Origin of the sequence: Mycobacterium branderi, assembly GCF_010728725.1 — a bacterium.
GTDB lineage: Bacteria > Actinomycetota > Actinomycetes > Mycobacteriales > Mycobacteriaceae > Mycobacterium > Mycobacterium branderi.
In genome coordinates, this window is sequence record NZ_AP022606.1 from 2,012,323 (window position 1) to 2,031,357 (window position 19,035).

Here is a 19,035-nt window from a genome sequence, read left to right on the forward strand (position 1 = left end):
ATGTCAAGCACAGGGGCAAGACGTACTCATGTCAGGCTGGCAGCGGCGCTGCTGGCCTCTCTGTTGTTGGGCTTTGTCCTGTTGACGTATCTGTCCTACAACGCGGCGTTTACCTCGACCGACGCCGTCACCGTGACCGCGCCGCGGGCCGGTTTGGTGATGGACCGCGACAACAAAGTGAAGTACCGGGGCATCCAGATCGGCAAGGTCAAGAACGTCAGGTACGCCGGGGACCAGGCCCAGCTCGAGCTCGCCATCAACAGCGGCGAATTGCGCTACATCCCGTCCAACGCCACCGTCCACATCGCCAGCAACACGATCTTCGGCGCCAAGTCGGTGGAATTCATTCCGCCGCAGTCGCCTTCGAAGGCCTCGCTGCGGCCGGGCGCGCACGTACAGGCCTCGGCGGTCTCGCTGGAAGTCAACACGTTGTTCCAGTCGCTGATCGAGCTGCTGCACAAGATCGATCCGGTCGACCTGAACGCGACGCTCAGCGCCGTCGCCGAGGGTCTGCGCGGCCACGGCGACGACCTGGGCGACCTGCTGTCCGGCCTGAATACCCTGACGCGGCAACTGAATCCGAAACTGCCGACGTTGCAGCAGGACTTCGCCAGGACCGCCGCGGTGGCCAACATCTACGCCGACGCCGCCCCCGACCTGGTCACCGTGTTCAACAACACGCCGACCATCGCCAAGACCGTCGTCGAGCGACAGGGCGACCTCAACGACACCCTGCTGGCGACGATCGGGTTGGCCAACAACGCCTATGACACACTGGCCCCCGCCGAGCAGGACTACATCGACGCGATCAAGCGGCTGCGCGCTCCGCTCAAGGTCTCCGGCGATTACTCGCCGGAATTCGGTTGCCTATTCGCCGGTATCGAACGCGGCATCGAAGAGTTCGCGCCGCTGCTCGGTGTGCGCAAAGCGGGTCTGTTCACCTCGTCCAGCTTCATCTTGGGCGCGCCGTCGTACACGTATCCGGAGAGCCTGCCGATCGTCAACGCCTCCGGCGGCCCGAATTGCCGTGGGCTGCCGGACATCCCGACCAAGCAGACCGGCGGCTCCTGGTTCCGCTCGCCGTTCCTGGTCACCGACAACGCGTACATCCCGTACGAGCCGTTCACCGAAATGCAGGTGGATGCGCCGTCGACGCTGCAGTTCCTGTTCCACGGCGCGTTCGCAGAACGGGACGATTTCTGATGACCGCGCCTCACGAGTCGCACCGCTCGATGATGATCAAGGTCGGCATCTTCACCGCGACCATGCTGCTGGTCGCCGTCGGCCTGGTGGTGATTTTCGGCGAGTTCCGGTTCGGCCCGTCGAACCTGTACCACGCCAACTTCTCCGACGCGACGCGGTTGAAAGGCGGGCAGAAGGTTCGCATCGCCGGGGTGCCGGTCGGTGCGGTGCGCGACGTCAAGCTCAACAAGGACAACACCGTCGACGTGGCGTTCACGGTGGACAAGCGCTACACGCTGTACTCCTCGACGCGGGCGGTGATCCGCTACGACAACCTGGTCGGCGACCGGTTCCTGGAAATCACCTCGGGCCCCGGCGAATTGCGCAAGTTGCCACCGGGCGCCACCATCGATCAGCACCACACCCAGCCGGCACTCGACCTCGACGCACTGCTGGGCGGCTTGCGCCCGGTGCTCAAGGGCCTCGATGCCGACAAGGTCAACACCGTCAGCAGCTACGTCATCCAATTGCTGCAGGGGCAGGGCGGAGCGCTGTCGGACCTGCTAGCCAACACCAACGCATTCGGTTCGACGCTGGGCGCGCGCGACCAAGTGATCGGCGATGTGATCAACAACCTCAACGCCGTGTTGACCACGGTTGACGAGAAGGGCGCGCAGTTCTCGGCCAGCGTCGATCAACTGCAGCAACTGATCACCGGCCTGGCACAGGGCCGCGACGCGGTGGCGGGCGCGATTCCGCCGCTGGCGTCCGCGGAATCAGATCTGACCGAAATGCTGAAGGCCGCGCGCCGGCCGCTGCAGGGCGTCATCGAAAACACCCGGCCGATCGCCACCGAGCTCGACGACCGAAAAGCTGAGGTGGCCAACGACATCGAGCAACTGGGCGAAGACTACTTGCGGCTGTCAGCGCTCGGTGCCTACGGCGCGTACTTCAACATCTACTTCTGCACGGTGACTATCAAGATCAATGGGCCAGCCGGTAGCGACATCCGGATCCCGATGGGCGGTCAGCCCGATCCCAGCAAGGGGAGGTGCGCTTTTGCCAAGTAAGGCAGACATTCGCGACCCGCTGCGGACCGGCATCTTCGGCCTGGTCCTGGTGACCTGCATCGTGTTGGTTGCCTTCGGCTACACAGGATTGCCGTTTTGGCCGCAGGGCCGGCCGTACACCGCATACTTCAGCGACGCCGGAGGCATCACACCGGGCAACGACGTCTACGTGTCGGGTATCAAAGTGGGCCAGGTGAAGTCGGTTGGGCTGGCCGGCGACACCGCCAGGGTGACGTTCACCGTCGACCGCCACATCGCGGTCGGCAATCAATCGCTGGCGGCGATTCGCACCGACACCATCCTCGGCCAGCGGGCGGTTTCGGTGACCCCGGCCGGCAGCGGCACGGCGACCACAATTCCGTTGAGCCGGACGACGACACCGTATGCGCTCAATTCGGCGCTGGAGGACTTGGGCCGCAACGCCGGCGATCTCGACAAGGCTCAGTTCGAGAAATCGCTACAGGTCCTCACTGACTCGCTGCGCGACGCCACTCCGCAGTTGCGCGGTGCGCTGGACGGCGTGACGTCGCTGTCGCGCACGCTCAACCGCCGTGACGAGGCGCTGGGGAACCTGCTGGCGCACGCGAAGTCGGTCACCGAGGTGCTGGCCGACCGCGCCGCGCAGGTCAACAAACTGGTTCTCGACGGTAACCAGTTGTTCGCCGCGCTGGACGCACGCCGAGCCGCACTGGGTCAGCTGATCGCCGGGATTCGCGATGTCTCCCAACAGCTTTCCGGTTTCGTGGCCGACAACCGCAAAGAGTTCGGGCCGGCGCTCTCCAAGCTCAACCAGGTGCTGGACCTGCTCAACGAGCGCCACGAATACATCACCGAGGCACTGAAACGACTGCCCGCGTACGCGACCACGCTGGGTGAGGTGGTCGGCTCCGGACCGGGGTTCAACGTCAACGTCTACGGCGTGTTGCCGGCGCCGATCGTCGGGATCATGTTCGACGCCGTCTTCCAGCCCGGCAAGCTCCCGGACAGTTTCGCGGACTATCTGCGCGGCCTCATCCAGGAGCGCTGGACGATTAGGCCGCAGTCGCCATGACCGTGATTTCGGCTCTTCAACAACGCAGTCGCGCACTGCGGTTGACCCTGGCTGTGGCACTTGCGGTCCTCATGGCGGCGGGCGCCTACCTGGTCTGGCCGGCACGGACGGGGCACAAGATCGTCGGCTATTTCACCTCCGCTGTCGGGCTCTATCCCGGCGACCAGGTTCGGATTGTCGGGGTGCCGGTGGGCAAGATCGACTCGATCGAACCGCGCGCATCCGATGTCAAGATCACCATGTCGGTCGACCGCAGCGTGAAGGTGCCACAGGATGCGCGGGCGGTCATCATGGCGCCCAATTTGGTTGCGGCGCGGTTCATTCAGCTTGCGCCTGCGTATACCGGTGGTGCGGCGTTGCCCGACGGGGCCAGCATCGACCTGTCCCGCACCGCAGTGCCGGTGGAATGGGACGAGGTCAAACAGGCGCTGAAGGATCTGGCCAATCAGCTGAGTCCCGCCGCGGGAGAGATGCAGGGGCCGCTGGGCAAGCTGATCAATCAGGCGGCCGACACGTTCAACGGCAACGGTGACTCCTTCCACGCCGCACTGCGTGAGCTGTCGCAAGCCGCCGGTCGGCTGGGGGATTCGCGCACCGATGTCTTCGGTACGGTCCGCAACCTGCAGGTGCTGGTCAACGCGCTGTCGTCGAGCAACGAACAGATCGTGGCATTCGCCGGACACGTGGCCTCGGTTTCGCAGGTGCTCGCCAAGAGCTCCGAGCACCTCGACCAGACGCTCGGCACACTCAATCAGGCCCTGAGTGACGTCAAAGACTTTCTGCACCAGAACAATTCGACGCTGATCGGAACGGTCAACAAGCTGGGCGATTTGACCAAGACCTTGAGTGACCAAAGCGAGAACATCGAGCAGGTGCTGCACGTCGCAGGTCCCGGGATCAGCAACTTCTACAACATCTACGACCCGGCGCAGGGCACGCTCAACGGCCTGCTGTCGATTCCCAACTTCTCCAACCCAGTCCAATTCATCTGCGGCGGTTCCTTCGACACCGCGGCCGGACTGGTGGCGCCCGACTATTACAAGCGTGCCGAGATCTGCCGGGAGCGTTTGGCCCCGCCACTGCGCCGGTTGACCGCGAACTATCCGCCGTTCATGTTCCACCCGATCAACTCGATCACCGCGTACAAGGGCCAGATCATCTACGACACCCCGGCCACCCAGGCCAAGGCGCAGACGCCGATCCCGGAGCTGACCTGGATACCGGCGCCAGGGGTTCATCCGCCCAGCCCGGACGACCTGCAGGCCATGCTGGTCCCGCCCGCGCCGTCGAATGCCCCGGCACCCGGACCCGCGCCCGCGCCGGCTGCCGCACCGGTCGGTCCAGCGCCCGGCCCGCTGCCCGCAGAGCAGGGAGCGGGCCGATGAAGCGAGTTATGTTGCGCGGCATGGCAATTGCAGCGAGCGGCATGCTGCTGGCCGGTTGTAAGTTCGGCGGGCTGAACTCCATCTCGTTGCCCGGCACCGCTGGCCATGGCGTCGGCTCCTACTCGATTACCGTCGACTTGGCCGACGTGGCGACATTGCCGCAGAACTCGCCGGTCATGGTCGACGACGTCACCGTCGGCAGCGTGTCGGGGATCGACGCGATGCAGCGCCCCGACGGAAGTTTCTTTGCGGCAGTGGAATTGGCGCTCGACCGCAACGTGGTGTTGCCGGAGAACTCGACAGCCAAAGTGGCACAGACGTCGCTCCTTGGGTCCCAACACATCGAGCTGGCTGCCCCGAAGAACCAGCCGCCGGTCGGGAGGCTGCGCGACGGCTCGAGAATCCAGGAGTCGCACACCAGTCGCTACCCCACGACCGAAGAGGTCCTCTCGGCACTGGGCGTGGTGGTCAACAAGGGCAATCTCGGTGCGCTGCAAGAGATCACCGACGAGACGTACAAGGCGGTGGCCGGCCGGCAAAGCCAGTTCGTCGATCTTGTGCCGAGGCTCGCCGAGTTGACCGCAGGGCTCAACAACCAAGTCAACGAGATCATCGCCGCCATCGAGGGATTGGACCGATTCTCGGCGATCCTCGCGCACAACAAGGACAGCCTGGGCCGAGCGCTCGACTCGTTGCCGGAGGCGCTGCTGGTGCTCAACAAGAACCGGGACCACATCATCGACGCGTTCGCCGCCCTCAAGAAGGTGGCGACGGTCGCCTCGCATGTGCTCTCGGAAACCAAGGTGGATTTCGCCGAAGACCTCAAGAGCGCATATTCGGCGACCAAGGCACTGGCCGACAACCGCAAGAATTTCGTCACGTCGCTGCAGCTCCTGCTGACCTTTCCGTTCCCCAACTTCGGCATCAAGCAGGCGGTGCGCGGCGACTACCTCAATGTGTTCACCACCTTCGACCTCACCGTGCGCCGGCTCGGTGAAACGTTCTTCACCACCGCGTGGCCGCTGGACCCGAACATGCTGCACATGAACGACGTCCTCAACCCGCCGGACTTTTTGGTCGGGGAAATGGCCAACCTGTCAGGGCAGGCGGCAGACCCGTTCAAGATCCCGCCGGGGTACTCGGAGGGGAAGCACTGATGCTGGATCGCCTGACCCGAGCCCAACTGACCATCTTCGGCGTGGTCACCGTGATCACCGTTGCGGTGATGGCGATTTTCTACTTGCGGTTGCCGGCCGCCCTTGGCGTCGGCACCTACCAGGTAACCGCCGATTTCGTCGCCGGCGGTGGTCTGTACAAGAACGCCAACGTCACGTACCGCGGTGTGGCCGTCGGCCGGGTGGAGTCGGTGGGGCTGAACCCGAATGGCGTCGACGCGGTCATGCGGCTGAACAGCGGAACTGCCGTGCCGTCGAACGTAACGGCCACCGTGAAAAGCGTGTCGGCAATCGGTGAGCAGTACGTGGATCTCGTGCCGCCGGATTCTCCGGCCGCGACCAAGCTGCACAACGGATCGCGGATCGCGCGGGACAACACCCGGATCCCACTGGACATCGCCACCTTGCTGCGCCAATCCGAGACCCTGGTCAACAGTGTGGCCGACACCCGGCTGCGCGAATTGCTGCACGAAACATTCAAGGCGTTCAACGGATCCGGTCCGGAATTGGCCCGGCTGATCGAGTCGTCGCGGCTGCTCGTGGACGAGGCCAACGCCTACTTTCCCCAGACTTCGCAGTTGGTCGATCAGGTGGGTCCGTTCCTGCAGGCCCAGATTCGCGCCGGTGACGACATCAAGTCGCTGTCCGACGGGTTGGCGCGCTTCACTTCCGAAGTGCGGCAAGCCGATCCGCAACTTCGCCAGCTGCTGGCTGTGGTTCCACCGGCCGCCGACGAGGCCAACACGGCGTTCTCCGGCATCCGGCCCTCGTTCCCGATGCTGGCGGCCAGTCTGGCCAACCTCGGCCGGGTCGGCGTGATCTACCACAAGTCGCTCGAGCACCTGCTGGTCGTCTTGCCTGCGCTTTTCGCGGCGATCACCACCGCGGCGGGCGGTGAGCCACAGGACGAGGGCGCCAAGCTCGACTTCAAGATCAACATCGACCCACCGCCGTGCAACACCGGCTTCATTCCGCCGCCGCTGATCCGCACGCCCGCCGACGAGACGGTGCGTGAGATCCCGACGGACATGTACTGCAAGACCGCCCAGAACGACCCGTCCACGGTGCGGGGCGCACGGAACTACCCGTGCCAGGAGTTTCCGGGTAAGCGGGCACCGACCGTGGCGTTGTGTCGTGACCCGCGCGGTTACGTGCCGATCGGGACCAACCCGTGGCGCGGTCCGCCGATCCCGTACGGCACCCCGGTGACGAACGGGCTGAACATCTTGCCGCCCAACAAGTTCCCGTACATTCCGCCGGGTGCCGATCCGGATCCGGGCACACCCATCGTGGGACCGCCCCCGCCCGGGGTGGTGCCGGGACCGGGACCGGCACCGAATCAGCCATTCCCGACGCCACCGCCGCCCAACACCGGCGGCACCGACGGTCGACAGGCATGGATACCGCCGGCGCCCTACCCGCCGCAGCCGCCGATGATTCCGTTCCCGAAGGCGGTTCCGCCACCCGGACCACCGGAAGGGCTCTCACCGCCGCCGCCGTTTCCCCCGCCCGAGAAGCCGTGGGGTCCGCCGCCCGGGCCGGTGCCGCAGGCCAGCGGTGCGGCCTACACCACCTACGACGAGAGCACGGGAACCTTTCAGGACCCGGCAGGTGGCACTGGTATCTTCGCGCCCGGCAGATCATCGAGCGCCGAGACGTGGGTGGACCTGATGCGCGATCCGAGGCAGTTGTGAGCGAACCTGCGACGCGGCGTGCGCGCCGGAAGGCTTCGCGCGCGGCCGGACCGGCCGGCGGCGATGCGGCCACGGCCACCGTTCGCGTCGAGGCGCCGGCCGAACCGCTCAAGCGGCGAGTCGCACCGCTCGGTCCGCCGCAACGCCGGCCCGCCAACCGCCGGCTTGTCGGGCTGATCGCGCTGGTAGCCGGGCTGGTGGGCATCGGCGCACTCGGCGCAGGACTGTGGGTCCTGGTTGTCCAGCAGCGCCACGCCGACGCTGAGCGGGACCGCGACCAGCGCTTCGTCGACGCCGCCACCCAAACCGTGGTCAACATGTTCAGCTACACGCAGGACAACATCGACGAGAGCGTGAGCCGGTTCTACGAGGGCACCAGCGGACCGTTGCGCGGCATGCTCAGTTCCAACAACAACGTCGAAAACATCAAAACCCTGTTCCGCCACACCAACGCGACATCGGAGGCGGTCATCAACGGCGCCGCACTGGAGGGCATCGACAATGTCACCGACAATGCGTCGGTGCTGGTGTCGGCACGGGTCACGGTCACCGACATCGACGGTGTCAACAAGCCGTCTCAGCCCTACCGGATGCGGGTCATCGTGCACGAGGACGAGAACGGCCGGATGACCGGCTACGACCTGAAGTATCCAGAGGGAGGCAATTGATGCGGTGGTTGATCGCCGCCGTCGTCACCTTGCTGACCGCCGCGTTCGTTGGGCTGGCCGCGGCCGGCGGGTGGTTCTATTGGGATCGGGTGCAGACGCGGGGCGAGCAGTCGGCCCGCGCAGTGTTGCCGAAGTTGGCCTCTAAGGAGATACCGCAGGTATTCGGCTACGACTACCAAACTGTCGAGCGCAGCCTGACCGACGCCTATCCGCTGCTCACCCCGGGTTATCGGCAGGAGTTCGAGAAGAGCGCCACCGCGCAGATCATTCCCGAAGCCAAGAAGCGCGAGGTGGTTGTGCAGGCCAACGTCGTCGGTGTGGGAGTGATGACCGCTCAACGTAATTCGGCATCGGTGATGGTGTATATGAACCGCACGGTCACCGACAAATCACGCCAGCCGGTCTACGACGGCAGCCGATTACGCGTGGAGTACAAGCGCATTGGTGGCAAGTGGCTGATCAACTACATCACGCCGATCTAGCGCGCTCGCCATTCGTCTAGCGGCACTGTCCGATTTCGTTGCAGTCCAACGGGTAACGCTCGACCGGCACCGGCAGCGGCGACTGAAACGCCAGCGTGAACGGGGTCTTGGTCATCCCGGGCTGCAGGCCACAGACCGCGTCGTGGATGCTGGTGTGCGTGCCGGCCAGCGTGACATCGTCGAACGCATAGGTGTCCGTGGAGGTCGCGGTGCTGCCGTCTGGACACGAGACGCCATTCGCCTTGGACACCTGAAACGTCCACAGGTCGCTGGTCAGCCGGGCCCGGCCGCTGAAGTTCGCCAGCTTCTCGGCGGGACTGATGACGCGCGCCGTGGTACTTACCACGTTGAGTGCGCACAGGTCGGCCGCAATGACCGGGTCGGTGAAGTCCGGGATGGCGCGTTGGCGAGAGGGAGCGTCGCACAACGCCGAGATCTTCCAGGTGGACGGCGGCACGCCCGCTTCGCTGAAGGTGTAGAGGCCGTCTGGTGGAGGGCCTAATGCCTTGGCGGGGCTCGCCGTTCCCACCGCCACCAATGCCATGGCGGCGGCCGCAGTCAGGCCGCGGGAGATGATCATCCGTCGATTATTGCAGCGCCCCTTCGGGCACATCATCGGTTCAGTTGTTCTGCGGGTGCGCTTCGGCGAGCGCGTCGAGAAATGACCGGGCCCATCGGTCCACGTCGTGGGCGAGCACCTGCCGTCGCAAGGCCCGCATCCGGCGTCGTCCCTCCTCCTCGGACTGGTTGAGCGCCGCCTCGATGGCGTCCTTGACGCCTTCTGTGTCGTGCGGGTTGACCAGGTAAGCCTGGCGGAGTTCGGCTGCGGCGCCGGTGAATTCGGACAGCACCAGCGCCCCGCCAAGGTCGCTGCGGCAGGCGACGTACTCCTTGGCCACCAGGTTCATCCCGTCCCTAAGCGGGGTGACGAGCATGACGTCGCTGGCCACGAAGAACGCGATCAGCTCGTCGCGAGGGACTGGACGGTGCAGGTAGTGCACCACCGGGTGGCCGACCTCGCCGTATTCGCCGTTGATGTGGCCGACTTGGCGCTCGATGTCGTTGCGCAGGATCTGATAGCTCTCGACCCGTTCCCGGCTAGGGGTCGCCAGCTGGACGAGGACTGCGTCGTCGCCTTTGACGCGGCCCTCGGCGAGCAGCTCGGAAAAGGCCTTCAGCCGAACGTCGATGCCCTTGGTGTAGTCGAGCCGGTCGACGCCGAGCAGGATCTTGCGCGGGTTGCCGATCTCCGCGCGGATCTCGCGGGCCCGGCGCCGGATGCCGCGGTCACGGGCCTTGTGGTCGAGGTCGCCCGAGTCGATCGAGATCGGGAAGGCGCCCACGCGAACGGTCCGGGAGTCCAGCTGCACCTCGCCGAACCGTGACCGCACGCCGACGGATCCGCGGGACGTGCTGGCGCCGACGAGCCGTCGCGACAGGATCAGGAAGTTCTGCGCGCCGCCGGCCAGGTGGAAGCCGACCAGGTCGGCGCCGAGCAATCCCTCCACGATCTCGGTGCGCCACGGCATCTGCATGAACAGCTCCACCGGCGGAAACGGAATGTGCAGGAAGAACCCGATGGTCAGGTCCGGCCGCAGCTCCCGCAGCATCTTGGGGACAAGCTGTAGCTGGTAGTCCTGCACCCAGACGGTCGCGCCTTTGGCCGCCGCGCGTGAGGTGGCTTCGGCAAAGCGGCGGTTGACGTCGACGTAGCGCTCCCACCACTCCCGGTGGTAGAGCGGTTTGACGATGACGTCGTGGTACAGCGGCCACAGTGTGGCGTTGGAGAACCCCTCGTAGTACTGCGCGACGTCGTCGGCAGACAGCCGCACCGGGTGCAACCGCAGGTCCTCGGCCTCGATGGGCTCCTCGTCGGCATCTACGATGCCTGGCCAGCCCACCCACGCCCCGCGCTGGCGGCGCAGCAGCGGCTCTAATGCCGTGACCAGCCCGCCGGGGCTGCGTTTCCACGTGGTGCTGCCGTCGGGCAGCCGCTCCATATCGATAGGCAGCCGGTTGGCGACCACCACAAAGTCGGAATCCCCCGAGCTCTTGGCTGGCCGGGGAGCCATTTACGCCTCGTTTTTCGCCGGTCCAATACCCAGCATCGACAGGAAAACCCGGCATTCGTCGGCATCGTTCGCGTACGCCGCTACAACACGCCTGGCCTGGCGTGCAGTGCTGTCGGCCAACGGTTCCACATCGCCGATTTCGGCAGGATCAGTTTTAGAAGGCATGACATAACTGTATGCGAAAGTGTGTTTTGGGTCGCATCTGCAGCCAGGGCCAGCGGCGGGCGCGTTACGCGCGGGCCGTAATGTGTAACCATCCAACGAACCAGGTGAGGTGGCGAAATGGCAGTCCACGACGATGTGGGCACCAGTGCGGTCGACGGAGACTCCGCTGAGCTGGTGACCTATGAAACGCTCGACGAGGGCCGCATCGCCCGGGTCTGGCTCAACCGGCCCGAGGCGCATAACGCCCAGAACCGCACCCTGCTGGTTCAGCTCGACGAGGCATTCCTGCGTGCCGAGGCCGACGACGACGTGCGGGTGGTAATCCTGGCCGCGCGCGGCAAGAACTTCTCCGCCGGCCACGACCTGGGGTCGGAGGCCGCGCTGGCTGAGCGCAAGCCCGGGCCGGGTCAACACCCGACGTTCCGCGGGTACGGCGCTACCCGCGACCCGATCGCCGAGAAGACCTATCTGCAGGAGTGGCACTTCTATTTCCAGAACACGTGCCGCTGGCGGGATCTGCGAAAGATCACCATCGCCCAGGTTCAGGGCAACGCGATCTCCGCGGGTTTGATGCTGATTTGGGCGTGCGATCTGATTGTCGCCGCTGACAACGCGAAGTTTTCCGACGTGGTCGGTGTCCGCATGGGTATGCCGGGCGTCGAATACTACGCGCACCCTTGGGAATTCGGACCGCGCAAAGCCAAAGAGCTTCTGCTGACCGGTGATTCGCTGGACGCCGACGAGGCTTACCGGCTCGGGATGGTGTCCAAGGTGTTCCCCGCCGCTGACCTCGAGGACAAGACACTGGAGTTCGCCCGGCGCATCGCGGAGCGACCCACGATGGCGGCGCTGCTGATCAAGGACTCGGTGAACGCCGCCTCCGACGCAATGGGTTTCACGGAGGCGCTGCGGCACGCGTTTCATGTTCACGAGCTCGGGCATGCGCACTGGGCGGCGCGTAACGAGAACCGGTATCCGATCGGGTTGCCGCCCGACGTCGAGGACTGGCGCACCGCCAAGCCGTCGAAGATCGCCCGCCGCGACGAACCCTAACTCGCCGGCTCCGTCAACATTCTGAGCTGACCGCACCGACCTTGTTCATCATCGTGTGCGCAACGTCGATGGCCGCGGTCTTGCGTCGGCTTTTGTCGAAGAGCGGGACGGTGACTTCGACCACGCATTTCGCGCGAACACCAAGGGCTCGTGCTGTTTGCATCATGTCGTTGAACCCGATGTCGGCAGCAACGGTGGCGGCCAGAACCGAATTGGTGAGCCGGACGTCGCTGATCTCATAACGATCGGATGGGTCTACCACCGTCTTATGGTTGCAACCCTGCCACTGTCGGACCGCGGTCGCGAAGACGGCGTCGGCGGCCTGGGCGGTCGGCAGCGCGGCCACGGCCTCGAACACACCAACCACCGTGAGGTGATCGTGTTGGTAGGAGCCGGCATTCCACCACATCTCTTCCGCGACGTCCTGCGGTTTGGATCTCTGGTAGGTGGTGGTGGACAGTTGGTGGATGACTCCGGCGCACTCGAGTGGAGACATCACCGAGATATCCCTCAAAAGGTGGTCGCCGCCGATGCGGCGCGGAGCGTTGGGATCGGCCCGGAATGACTGACCGATCAACGTGGTCAGCTCATCGTTGTCGAGGAGTATCTGTTGGACGCCCGGCGCCGGACGCGCTGCGCCGTTGACGACGACGGTGCAACTCGCCACCCACAGCATCGCCAGCAACAACGCCGCCAGTACGCCGAGATGGTTCAGCCTGTTCCCAACGTGACGCGCACGAAGCTGTTCAGGCATGGCTCTGATCCTCACGCACAGTCCCGCGCCTCGGCCCAATATCGCCTTGCGCGCAATGCGCACACCAGACCCGGGGAAGCGATATCCAATCCGGCGGCCATGGTTCGATGGCTAGAACCTGTTCCAGTTTCGGCGTGAGGAGTCGGCGTGCAGCTTTCGTTCGAAAACCGGACCTACCTGGTCACCGGCGGCGGCAGCGGAATCGGCAAGGCGGTGGCCGCGGGCCTGGCCGCGGCAGGGGCGGCGGTGGTGATCGTCGGCCGCGGTGCCGAACGTTTGCAAACGGCCGCCAAGGAGATCGGCGGCGAAGTTCGGCCCGAGCCGGCCGACATCACCGACGAGGAGCAGGTCGCGCGGGTTGTCGACGCCGCCGCGGCCTGGCACGGCCGGCTGCACGGGGTGGTGCATTGCGCGGGCGGCTCGGAGACCATCGGCCCGATCACCCAGGTCGACTCCGACGCGTGGCGCCGCACTGTCGACCTCAACGTCAACGGCACCATGTACGTGCTCAAACACGCTGCGCGACAACTGGTTCGCGGTGGTGGCGGATCGTTTGTCGGGATCTCGTCGATTGCGGCCAGCAACACCCACCGCTGGTTCGGCGCCTACGGGGTGACCAAGTCCGCTGTCGACCACTTGATGAAACTGGCCGCCGACGAGCTGGGCCCGTCGTCGGTACGGGTCAACGGCATCCGGCCGGGGCTGATCCGCACCGACCTCGTCGCGCCGATCACCGAGTCGCCCGAGCTGTCCGAGGACTACCGGATCTGCACGCCGCTACCGCGGGTCGGCGAGGTGGAGGACGTCGCCAACATGGCGATGTTTCTGCTCAGCGACGCCGCCTCCTGGGTCACCGGCCAGGTCATCAACGTCGACGGCGGCCACATGCTGCGCCGCGGCCCGGACTTCACCGCGATGCTGGAGCCCGTGTTCGGCGCCGACGGGCTACGCGGAGTGGTCTGAGCCCGCATCCCGGCCTGCCAGGGTGGCGATCGCCGACCAATCCTGGTGGCCGCGGCCGTCGGCCAGTAGCGCAAGGAAGCGGTCACGCAGCAGGCTGGCGACCGGCAGTGGTACCTGCATGTCCTCGGCGGCGGCGAGCACCAGCCGGACGTCCTTGAGGCCCAATGTCGCGGCGAACCCGGCCGGCTCGAATTCGCCGCGCGCGATCAGCCCCCCGTAGGTCTGGTAGGCGGGGGCGCTGAACAGCGTCGAGGTGAGGATGTCGACGTAGTGCAGCGGATCGACCCCGGCCTTGCCGACCAGCGCGACGGCCTCGCCCAGCGACTCGATCACGGACGCGATCAGGAAGTTGCCCGACAGCTTGACCAGGTTGGCGGCATCCGGCTTTTCGGACACCACGAAGGTCCGCTGACCGATCGCGTCGAACAACGGTGTCAACCGCGCGAGCGCGTCTGGCGCGCCGGCGGCTACCACGAAAAGCTTTGCGGCAGAAGCGGCTTCGGGCCGACCGAACACGGGCGCGGCAACGTATTGTTGCCCGGCGTCGGCATGCGCGACGGCCAGCCGCTGGGACAGTGCGACGCTGATCGTGCTCGACGAGACGTGCACAGCGCCGGACGCCAGCGAGGCCAGCACGCCGCGCTCGCCGAACACCACGTCGTCGACGGCGGCGTCGTCGGCCAGCATCGTGATCACAACCTCGCCGCGGCAGGCGTCGGAGACGGTGTCCGCGCGCGTTGCGCCCTGCTCGGGCAGCGCGTCGGCCTTGTCGGGAGAGCGGTTGTAGACGGTGACGCGATGACCCGCCTCGACGAGGTTGGCGGCCATGCCGCGGCCCATGTTGCCCAGGCCGATAAATCCGATGTCCATGAGTCCACCATGCCGTGTTCTGCTCAGTGAGATGACGGTCTTGCGATCGTGAGAACAGCTGCAAGGCTAGGTTGTGACTGGACCTATGCGGAGGACACGATGGCTGCAACCTGGGACACGATCGATCGGTACGTCGTCATCTCGACGGACACTCACGCCGGGGCCGATCTCTACGACTACAAGCAGTACTTGCCGGCGCGGCTGCACGACGAGTTCGACGCGTGGGCCAAGACGTACGTCAGCCCGTTCGACGACTTGATCATCGCCACCGCCGCCCGCAACTGGGACCACGAGCTGCGGCTCTCCGAGATGGACGCCGACGGCGTGGCTGGCGAGGTGTTGCTGCCCAACACCGTGCCGCCGTTCTTCCCGACGACACCGAACATCACGATCAGCCTGCCCCGGACTCGTGACGAGTTCGAAAAGCGTTGGGCCGGAGTGCAGGCCCACAACCGCTGGCAGGTCGACTTCTGTTCGCTGGCGCCGACGCGGCGCCGCGGACTGATTCAAATCTTCCCGAACGACGTCGAGTTGGCGTTAGAGGAAATCCGCTGGGGCGCTGAGCACGACTGCTTCGGCGGTGTGCTCATCCCGCCGGTTTCACCCGGCGACCCGCAGGTCGCCCCGCTGTTTCACACCCGCTACGAACCGATCTGGGCACTATGCGCGGATCTGGACTTGACGGTCGTGCAGCACGCGGGCGCCGGTAGCCCCGAGATGCCGATGGACCAGCCGGCATCCAACGCGGTGCTGATCACGGAGATGGCGATCTGGGCTCAGCGCACGCTCGGCCACTTGATTCTCGCGGGGGTATTCGAACGGCATCCGACGCTCCGGTTCGTGCCGACCGAGCAGGGCACGCTGTGGGTGCAGGGGCAACTGGCCGTGCTCGACGCGATGGTCCCCACGATGAAGTCCGAGGCCCACAACCGCACCTATGGCATGTTCGGCGGGTCTTCGGTCGACGCGCTGACCCTGAGCCCGAGCGAATACGCCAAGCGCAACTGCTATCTGGCCAGCGAGCTGATGCCCTTCGACGCGGCGATGATCGATTTCATGGGGGCCGACCACATCATGTGGGGCAGCGACTACCCCCACGAGGAAGGCTTCGCGCCGCACTCCAAGCTCGCTATTCGCTGGGCGCTGCACGACAGGCCTGAGGATGAGTGCCGAAAGATCCTGGGCGGCAACGCCGGTCGGCTGTACCGCTTCGATCTCAATGCGCTGGCGCCGGTGGCCGCCAAGATCGGGCCGACGGTCGACGAGGTGCGCACTCCGTTGGAGGACACCGGCTACCACGCCCCGGCGGCGTTCGGCTATCGCCCGTTCGAAGGCGGGCTGGCGCTCAAGCGCCTGGCACCGGCACGCGGCTAGCGATCCTTGGTCGCTAGCGATTCACCACGGGCGTTTCCCGCGGGTGGATGAAGACCCCCTCGGCCTCGACGGTTACGCCCTGTGCATCAGCAAGGTGGCCGACGGCGAACGTCTTGACGCCCTCGACTCGGTCGATGCGCGCCTCTGCGCGCAGCTTGCCCAGCGGGGTTCCCCGCAGGTAGCGCAACGTAAGAGTGCCGGTATAGGCGGGTCGTCGCGGCTTGTGCGCGGTGGCGCCCAGGACGTGGTCGAGGACCATCGCGCACACTCCGCCATGCACGTGGCCGGGCGGACCTTCGTAGGCCGCGCCAAGAACGAAGTCCGCCCACACCAGGCCGTCGGCTCCGTGGTGGATCACCAGGGGAGGGGCGACCGGGTTGCGCAGCCCGACCACGACGTTGCCCCACACCATCGGTTGGCCATCGGCGGTCTCCATGCCGAACGAGCCGGGCATCAGCGCTGCCCTCAATTCCTCAGTGGCACAGTCGATTTGCTTCTTCACTACGGCCAGGGTCGTGGCGTCGACCTTGGTTCGGATCGTGGCGTCGACGAGGCGTCGGACGGATTCGGTCAACGGACCGTATATCGACTCCAGCTGCACGAGTTGTGATGTCACGGGACCAGCGTGTGGGGCGGGCGCACCCGTCGGCAATGCCGCCTCCCGGCCAGCGGTAAGCAACCGGCCCGCAGCACGACCAAGTTGTTAACCTGGGTAAATGGAAGGCAGCGAGCCGCGGGGCAAGCCGAATCTTGCGGCAACCAGCTGGGCGTTGCTTGGCATGCTGTCTTACGAGTACGAGCTGTCCGGCTATGACATCCGAAAATGGATCGACTGGAGCATGCGCTTCTACTACGGCAGTCCGGCCTACAGCCAGATCTACTCGGAGCTCAAGAAGTTGGAGCAGCTGGGTTTGGTGACATCTCGTGTCGAGAACACGGGCGGCACGCGCAATCGCCGGCTGTACAAGATCACCCAAGACGGGATGGACGCGGTGACCAGGTGGGCCAACGAAGCACCGGCCGACCCGCCGACGCTCAAGCATGGCCCGCTGTTGCGGGTGGCAATGGGACACCTCACCAGCCCGGAAAGGCTGAAAGAGGTGCTGCAGGAACACGTGGCGTATGCCGACGAGATGCACCGCAAGGCGGCCAAGGACGCGCGGTGGGCCGGCGCGGATCCGTCCTGGGCATACGCGCGTGTCGCGTTGCAGTGGGCCGAGCGGTATTACGCGAACGAACGAGAGCTTGCCCTGAAGATGATCAAAGAGCTCGACGAGGCGCAAGCCACGTTCCCACAGGCCGGCAAGGGCGGCCGAACGAAAATTCCTTGGCCCCCACCGGAATTCTGGTACGAGATCGAAAAGCGGGCCAATGCCGACGAACCGGACTGATCACCTGCCGGCCGCGTCGTGCGCGGCGATGTAGCCGTATACCAATCCCTGGGCGATGGTTGCGCCCGCGCCGGGATAGGTGGCCCCGAACGCGTTGGCCGCGGTGTTGCCGATCGCATACAGGCCGTCGATGACGCTGCCGTCCTCGCGCAGCACGCGAGCACGCTCGTCGGCGCGCAGACCGCCGCAGGTCCCGAGGTCGCTGAGAACCATCTTGACCGCATAGAAGGGCCCACGGTCGAGTGCGCGCAGATTGGGGTTCGGTGTGATGGTGGGATCGCCGTAGTAGCGGTCGTAGGCGCTGTGGCCGCGGTGGAAGTCCGCGTCCAATCCGGCTCGTGCCATCTCATTGAACCGCTGCACCGTGGCCACGAACTGTGATTGGGGAACCCCCATCTTCCCGGCGAGGTCATCGACGCTATCGCAGCGATGCGCGATACCTGCGCCGTACCACGACCGCGGAATCGGCATGCGTGGAAACAGCTCGCCGGCAAAGACATAACTGTTGCGGTACTGCTGGTCGAACACGATCCACATGGACTCGACCGGATTTCCCGAGCGTTCCCGTTCCAATAGCCGCTGCCCGAACGACATGTAATCAGTTGCCTCGTTGGCGAAGCGGGTGCCGTGCTGATCGACGATCAGTGAACCCGGCAGGGATCGCTCGGCCAGCATCACCATTGGCGCCGCGCCCGGTAGCGGCGCGACAGCCGGGAACCACCATGCTTGGTCCATGAGATCTGTTGCGGCGCCCAGGTCTTGCGCGATACGGATGGCATCACCGGTGTTGGACTCCGCCCCTAGGCTCATATGCTCGCCGAGGGATTCGGACTGAAACTTCCACCGCATGGACATGGCGTGGTCGAACCCGCCGGCGGCCAACACCACGCCCCGCCGCGCGGTGACGGCAACTTCACGCCCGTCGTGCCCGACCACCGCGCCGGTGACCCGGGCGCCCTCCGTCGTCAAGCGACGCAGCGCGGTGTCGGTCCATATCGGGACTCCCGCGCGGAGCACACCGGCGAATAGCCCGGCGGCCAGGGCCTGCCCGCCCGCGACGTAGCGCCGGCCAAGCAGCAGTCCGCCGACCCCTTGACCGAGCCGTTTGGCGATCGTCGGTATGCCCTTGTGTGGCACCCGGGCCATCAGATTCATCCACCGGTAGTCGGCACCGGTGGTGGGCATCGGGATCTTGACCTCCAATACCCCGGGCCGCAGCCGGGCCCGATGCTCACCGAGAAGCGCGGAGTTCAACGGCCGGCACTCGCAGGTGCGCCCGGCGGCGGTTCCGCCGGGCGCCTCGGGGTGGTAGTCCGAGTAGTCTTTGGCCCACATGAACCGCATCGGCGTGGTGCGCCGCAGCATTTCGACGGTCGGGGTCACGTGCCGTAGGAACCCGGCGGACCGCTCGGCCGGTGCAGTGCCCGCAACCACCGACCGCAAATAGGTCTCGGCACGTTCCACGGTGTCAGCGCCCGCGTCGAGGATCGGGCTGGCCGGAAACCACAAGGCGCCGCCCGAGCGGGCCGTCGAACCCCCGACATAGCACGACTTCTCCACGATCAACACGTTCAATCCGCATTCGCGAGCGGTCAGCGCGGCCGCCATCCCGGTACCCGAGCCGACGACCAACAGGTCGACCGTCAAGTCTCGCACCGGCAGGCCGGCGGGGATGCTAGTCGTCAC

General features: G+C 65.8%; 19 protein-coding genes. 12 read left to right on the forward strand and 7 right to left on the reverse strand.

Annotation, left to right across the window (positions count from 1 at the left end; genetic code table 11):
- Genes G6N47_RS10390 through G6N47_RS10425 form a run of 8 tightly spaced genes read left to right on the forward strand, consistent with a single transcriptional unit; the run spans position 1 to position 8,707 of the window.
- Complete coding sequence (locus G6N47_RS10390; protein WP_083131037.1) at positions 1 to 1,203, forward strand: MCE family protein; 1,203 nt, start codon at positions 1 to 3, stop codon at positions 1,201 to 1,203.
- A complete protein-coding gene (locus tag G6N47_RS10395) occupies positions 1,203 to 2,252 on the forward strand; it encodes an MCE family protein (protein ID WP_083131036.1) in 1,050 nt (349 codons plus the stop codon). The genes G6N47_RS10390 and G6N47_RS10395 overlap by 1 nt, the downstream gene beginning before the upstream one ends.
- Positions 2,242 to 3,303 carry an MCE family protein gene (locus G6N47_RS10400; protein ID WP_232080170.1) on the forward strand — a complete coding sequence of 354 codons (1,062 nt, stop codon included), beginning with the start codon at positions 2,242 to 2,244 and terminating at the stop codon, positions 3,301 to 3,303. Before G6N47_RS10395 ends, G6N47_RS10400 begins: the two co-directional genes overlap by 11 nt.
- Positions 3,300 to 4,688 carry a virulence factor Mce family protein gene (locus G6N47_RS10405; protein ID WP_083131034.1) on the forward strand — a complete coding sequence of 463 codons (1,389 nt, stop codon included), beginning with the start codon at positions 3,300 to 3,302 and terminating at the stop codon, positions 4,686 to 4,688. Before G6N47_RS10400 ends, G6N47_RS10405 begins: the two co-directional genes overlap by 4 nt.
- Positions 4,685 to 5,845, forward strand: a complete 1,161-nt coding sequence (locus tag G6N47_RS10410) for an MCE family protein (RefSeq protein WP_083131033.1) — start codon at positions 4,685 to 4,687, stop codon at positions 5,843 to 5,845. The genes G6N47_RS10405 and G6N47_RS10410 overlap by 4 nt, the downstream gene beginning before the upstream one ends.
- Positions 5,845 to 7,557 carry a virulence factor Mce family protein gene (locus G6N47_RS10415; RefSeq protein ID WP_083131032.1) on the forward strand — a complete coding sequence of 571 codons (1,713 nt, stop codon included), beginning with the start codon at positions 5,845 to 5,847 and terminating at the stop codon, positions 7,555 to 7,557. The genes G6N47_RS10410 and G6N47_RS10415 overlap by 1 nt, the downstream gene beginning before the upstream one ends.
- The gene (locus tag G6N47_RS10420) at positions 7,554 to 8,225 is read left to right on the forward strand and encodes a mammalian cell entry protein (protein ID WP_083131031.1); all 672 of its coding nucleotides are present in this window, start codon (positions 7,554 to 7,556) and stop codon (positions 8,223 to 8,225) included. The genes G6N47_RS10415 and G6N47_RS10420 overlap by 4 nt, the downstream gene beginning before the upstream one ends.
- Positions 8,225 to 8,707 carry a mammalian cell entry protein gene (locus G6N47_RS10425; RefSeq protein ID WP_083131030.1) on the forward strand — a complete coding sequence of 161 codons (483 nt, stop codon included), beginning with the start codon at positions 8,225 to 8,227 and terminating at the stop codon, positions 8,705 to 8,707. The genes G6N47_RS10420 and G6N47_RS10425 overlap by 1 nt, the downstream gene beginning before the upstream one ends.
- Positions 8,708 to 8,723: 16 nt before the next feature.
- Here the strand turns inward: G6N47_RS10425 and G6N47_RS10430 are convergent, their stop codons facing one another.
- From G6N47_RS10430 to G6N47_RS10440, 3 genes are read right to left on the reverse strand one after another with little or no spacing between them, the layout of a single operon-like run.
- Complete coding sequence (locus G6N47_RS10430; protein ID WP_083131029.1) at positions 8,724 to 9,287, reverse strand: hypothetical protein; 564 nt, start codon at positions 9,285 to 9,287, stop codon at positions 8,724 to 8,726.
- A 40-nt stretch (positions 9,288 to 9,327) separates the two neighbouring features.
- Positions 9,328 to 10,779, reverse strand: coding sequence for an alpha,alpha-trehalose-phosphate synthase (UDP-forming) (locus tag G6N47_RS10435; protein ID WP_083131028.1), 1,452 nt, complete (start codon positions 10,777 to 10,779; stop codon positions 9,328 to 9,330).
- The gene (locus tag G6N47_RS10440; protein WP_163659610.1) at positions 10,780 to 10,944 is read right to left on the reverse strand and encodes a hypothetical protein; all 165 of its coding nucleotides are present in this window, start codon (positions 10,942 to 10,944) and stop codon (positions 10,780 to 10,782) included.
- A 117-nt stretch (positions 10,945 to 11,061) separates the two neighbouring features.
- On the opposite strand from G6N47_RS10440, the gene G6N47_RS10445 reads away from it, so the two are divergent.
- Positions 11,062 to 11,997, forward strand: coding sequence for an enoyl-CoA hydratase (locus tag G6N47_RS10445; RefSeq protein WP_083131027.1), 936 nt, complete (start codon positions 11,062 to 11,064; stop codon positions 11,995 to 11,997).
- Positions 11,998 to 12,010: 13 nt separating this feature from the next.
- Here G6N47_RS10445 and G6N47_RS10450 read toward each other — a convergent pair whose 3' ends face one another.
- Positions 12,011 to 12,751, reverse strand: a complete 741-nt coding sequence (locus G6N47_RS10450; RefSeq protein WP_083131026.1) for a sensor domain-containing protein — start codon at positions 12,749 to 12,751, stop codon at positions 12,011 to 12,013.
- Between the two features lie 147 nt (positions 12,752 to 12,898).
- Between G6N47_RS10450 and G6N47_RS10455 the strand changes: the two genes are divergently transcribed.
- Positions 12,899 to 13,714 carry an SDR family oxidoreductase gene (locus G6N47_RS10455; RefSeq protein WP_083131025.1) on the forward strand — a complete coding sequence of 272 codons (816 nt, stop codon included), beginning with the start codon at positions 12,899 to 12,901 and terminating at the stop codon, positions 13,712 to 13,714.
- On the opposite strand, the gene G6N47_RS10460 is transcribed toward G6N47_RS10455, so the two are convergent.
- Positions 13,697 to 14,584, reverse strand: a complete 888-nt coding sequence (locus G6N47_RS10460) for an NAD(P)-dependent oxidoreductase (protein WP_083131024.1) — start codon at positions 14,582 to 14,584, stop codon at positions 13,697 to 13,699. The two genes, G6N47_RS10455 and G6N47_RS10460, sit on opposite strands and share 18 nt — an antisense overlap.
- Positions 14,585 to 14,683: 99 nt before the next feature.
- Here G6N47_RS10460 and G6N47_RS10465 point away from each other — a divergent pair, with 99 nt between their 5' ends.
- On the forward strand, positions 14,684 to 15,958 hold the full coding sequence (locus G6N47_RS10465) for an amidohydrolase family protein (RefSeq protein WP_083131023.1): 1,275 nt from the start codon (positions 14,684 to 14,686) through the stop codon (positions 15,956 to 15,958).
- Positions 15,959 to 15,971: 13 nt separating this feature from the next.
- On the opposite strand, the gene G6N47_RS10470 is transcribed toward G6N47_RS10465, so the two are convergent.
- Complete coding sequence (locus G6N47_RS10470; protein ID WP_083131022.1) at positions 15,972 to 16,574, reverse strand: PaaI family thioesterase; 603 nt, start codon at positions 16,572 to 16,574, stop codon at positions 15,972 to 15,974.
- Between the two features lie 100 nt (positions 16,575 to 16,674).
- Here G6N47_RS10470 and G6N47_RS10475 point away from each other — a divergent pair, with 100 nt between their 5' ends.
- Positions 16,675 to 17,349: a PadR family transcriptional regulator gene (locus tag G6N47_RS10475; protein ID WP_083131021.1), complete on the forward strand. Its 675-nt coding sequence runs from the start codon at positions 16,675 to 16,677 to the stop codon at positions 17,347 to 17,349.
- On the opposite strand, the gene G6N47_RS10480 is transcribed toward G6N47_RS10475, so the two are convergent.
- Positions 17,350 to 19,035: a 3-ketosteroid-delta-1-dehydrogenase gene (locus tag G6N47_RS10480; RefSeq protein ID WP_083131020.1), complete on the reverse strand. Its 1,686-nt coding sequence runs from the start codon at positions 19,033 to 19,035 to the stop codon at positions 17,350 to 17,352. It lies immediately after the preceding gene.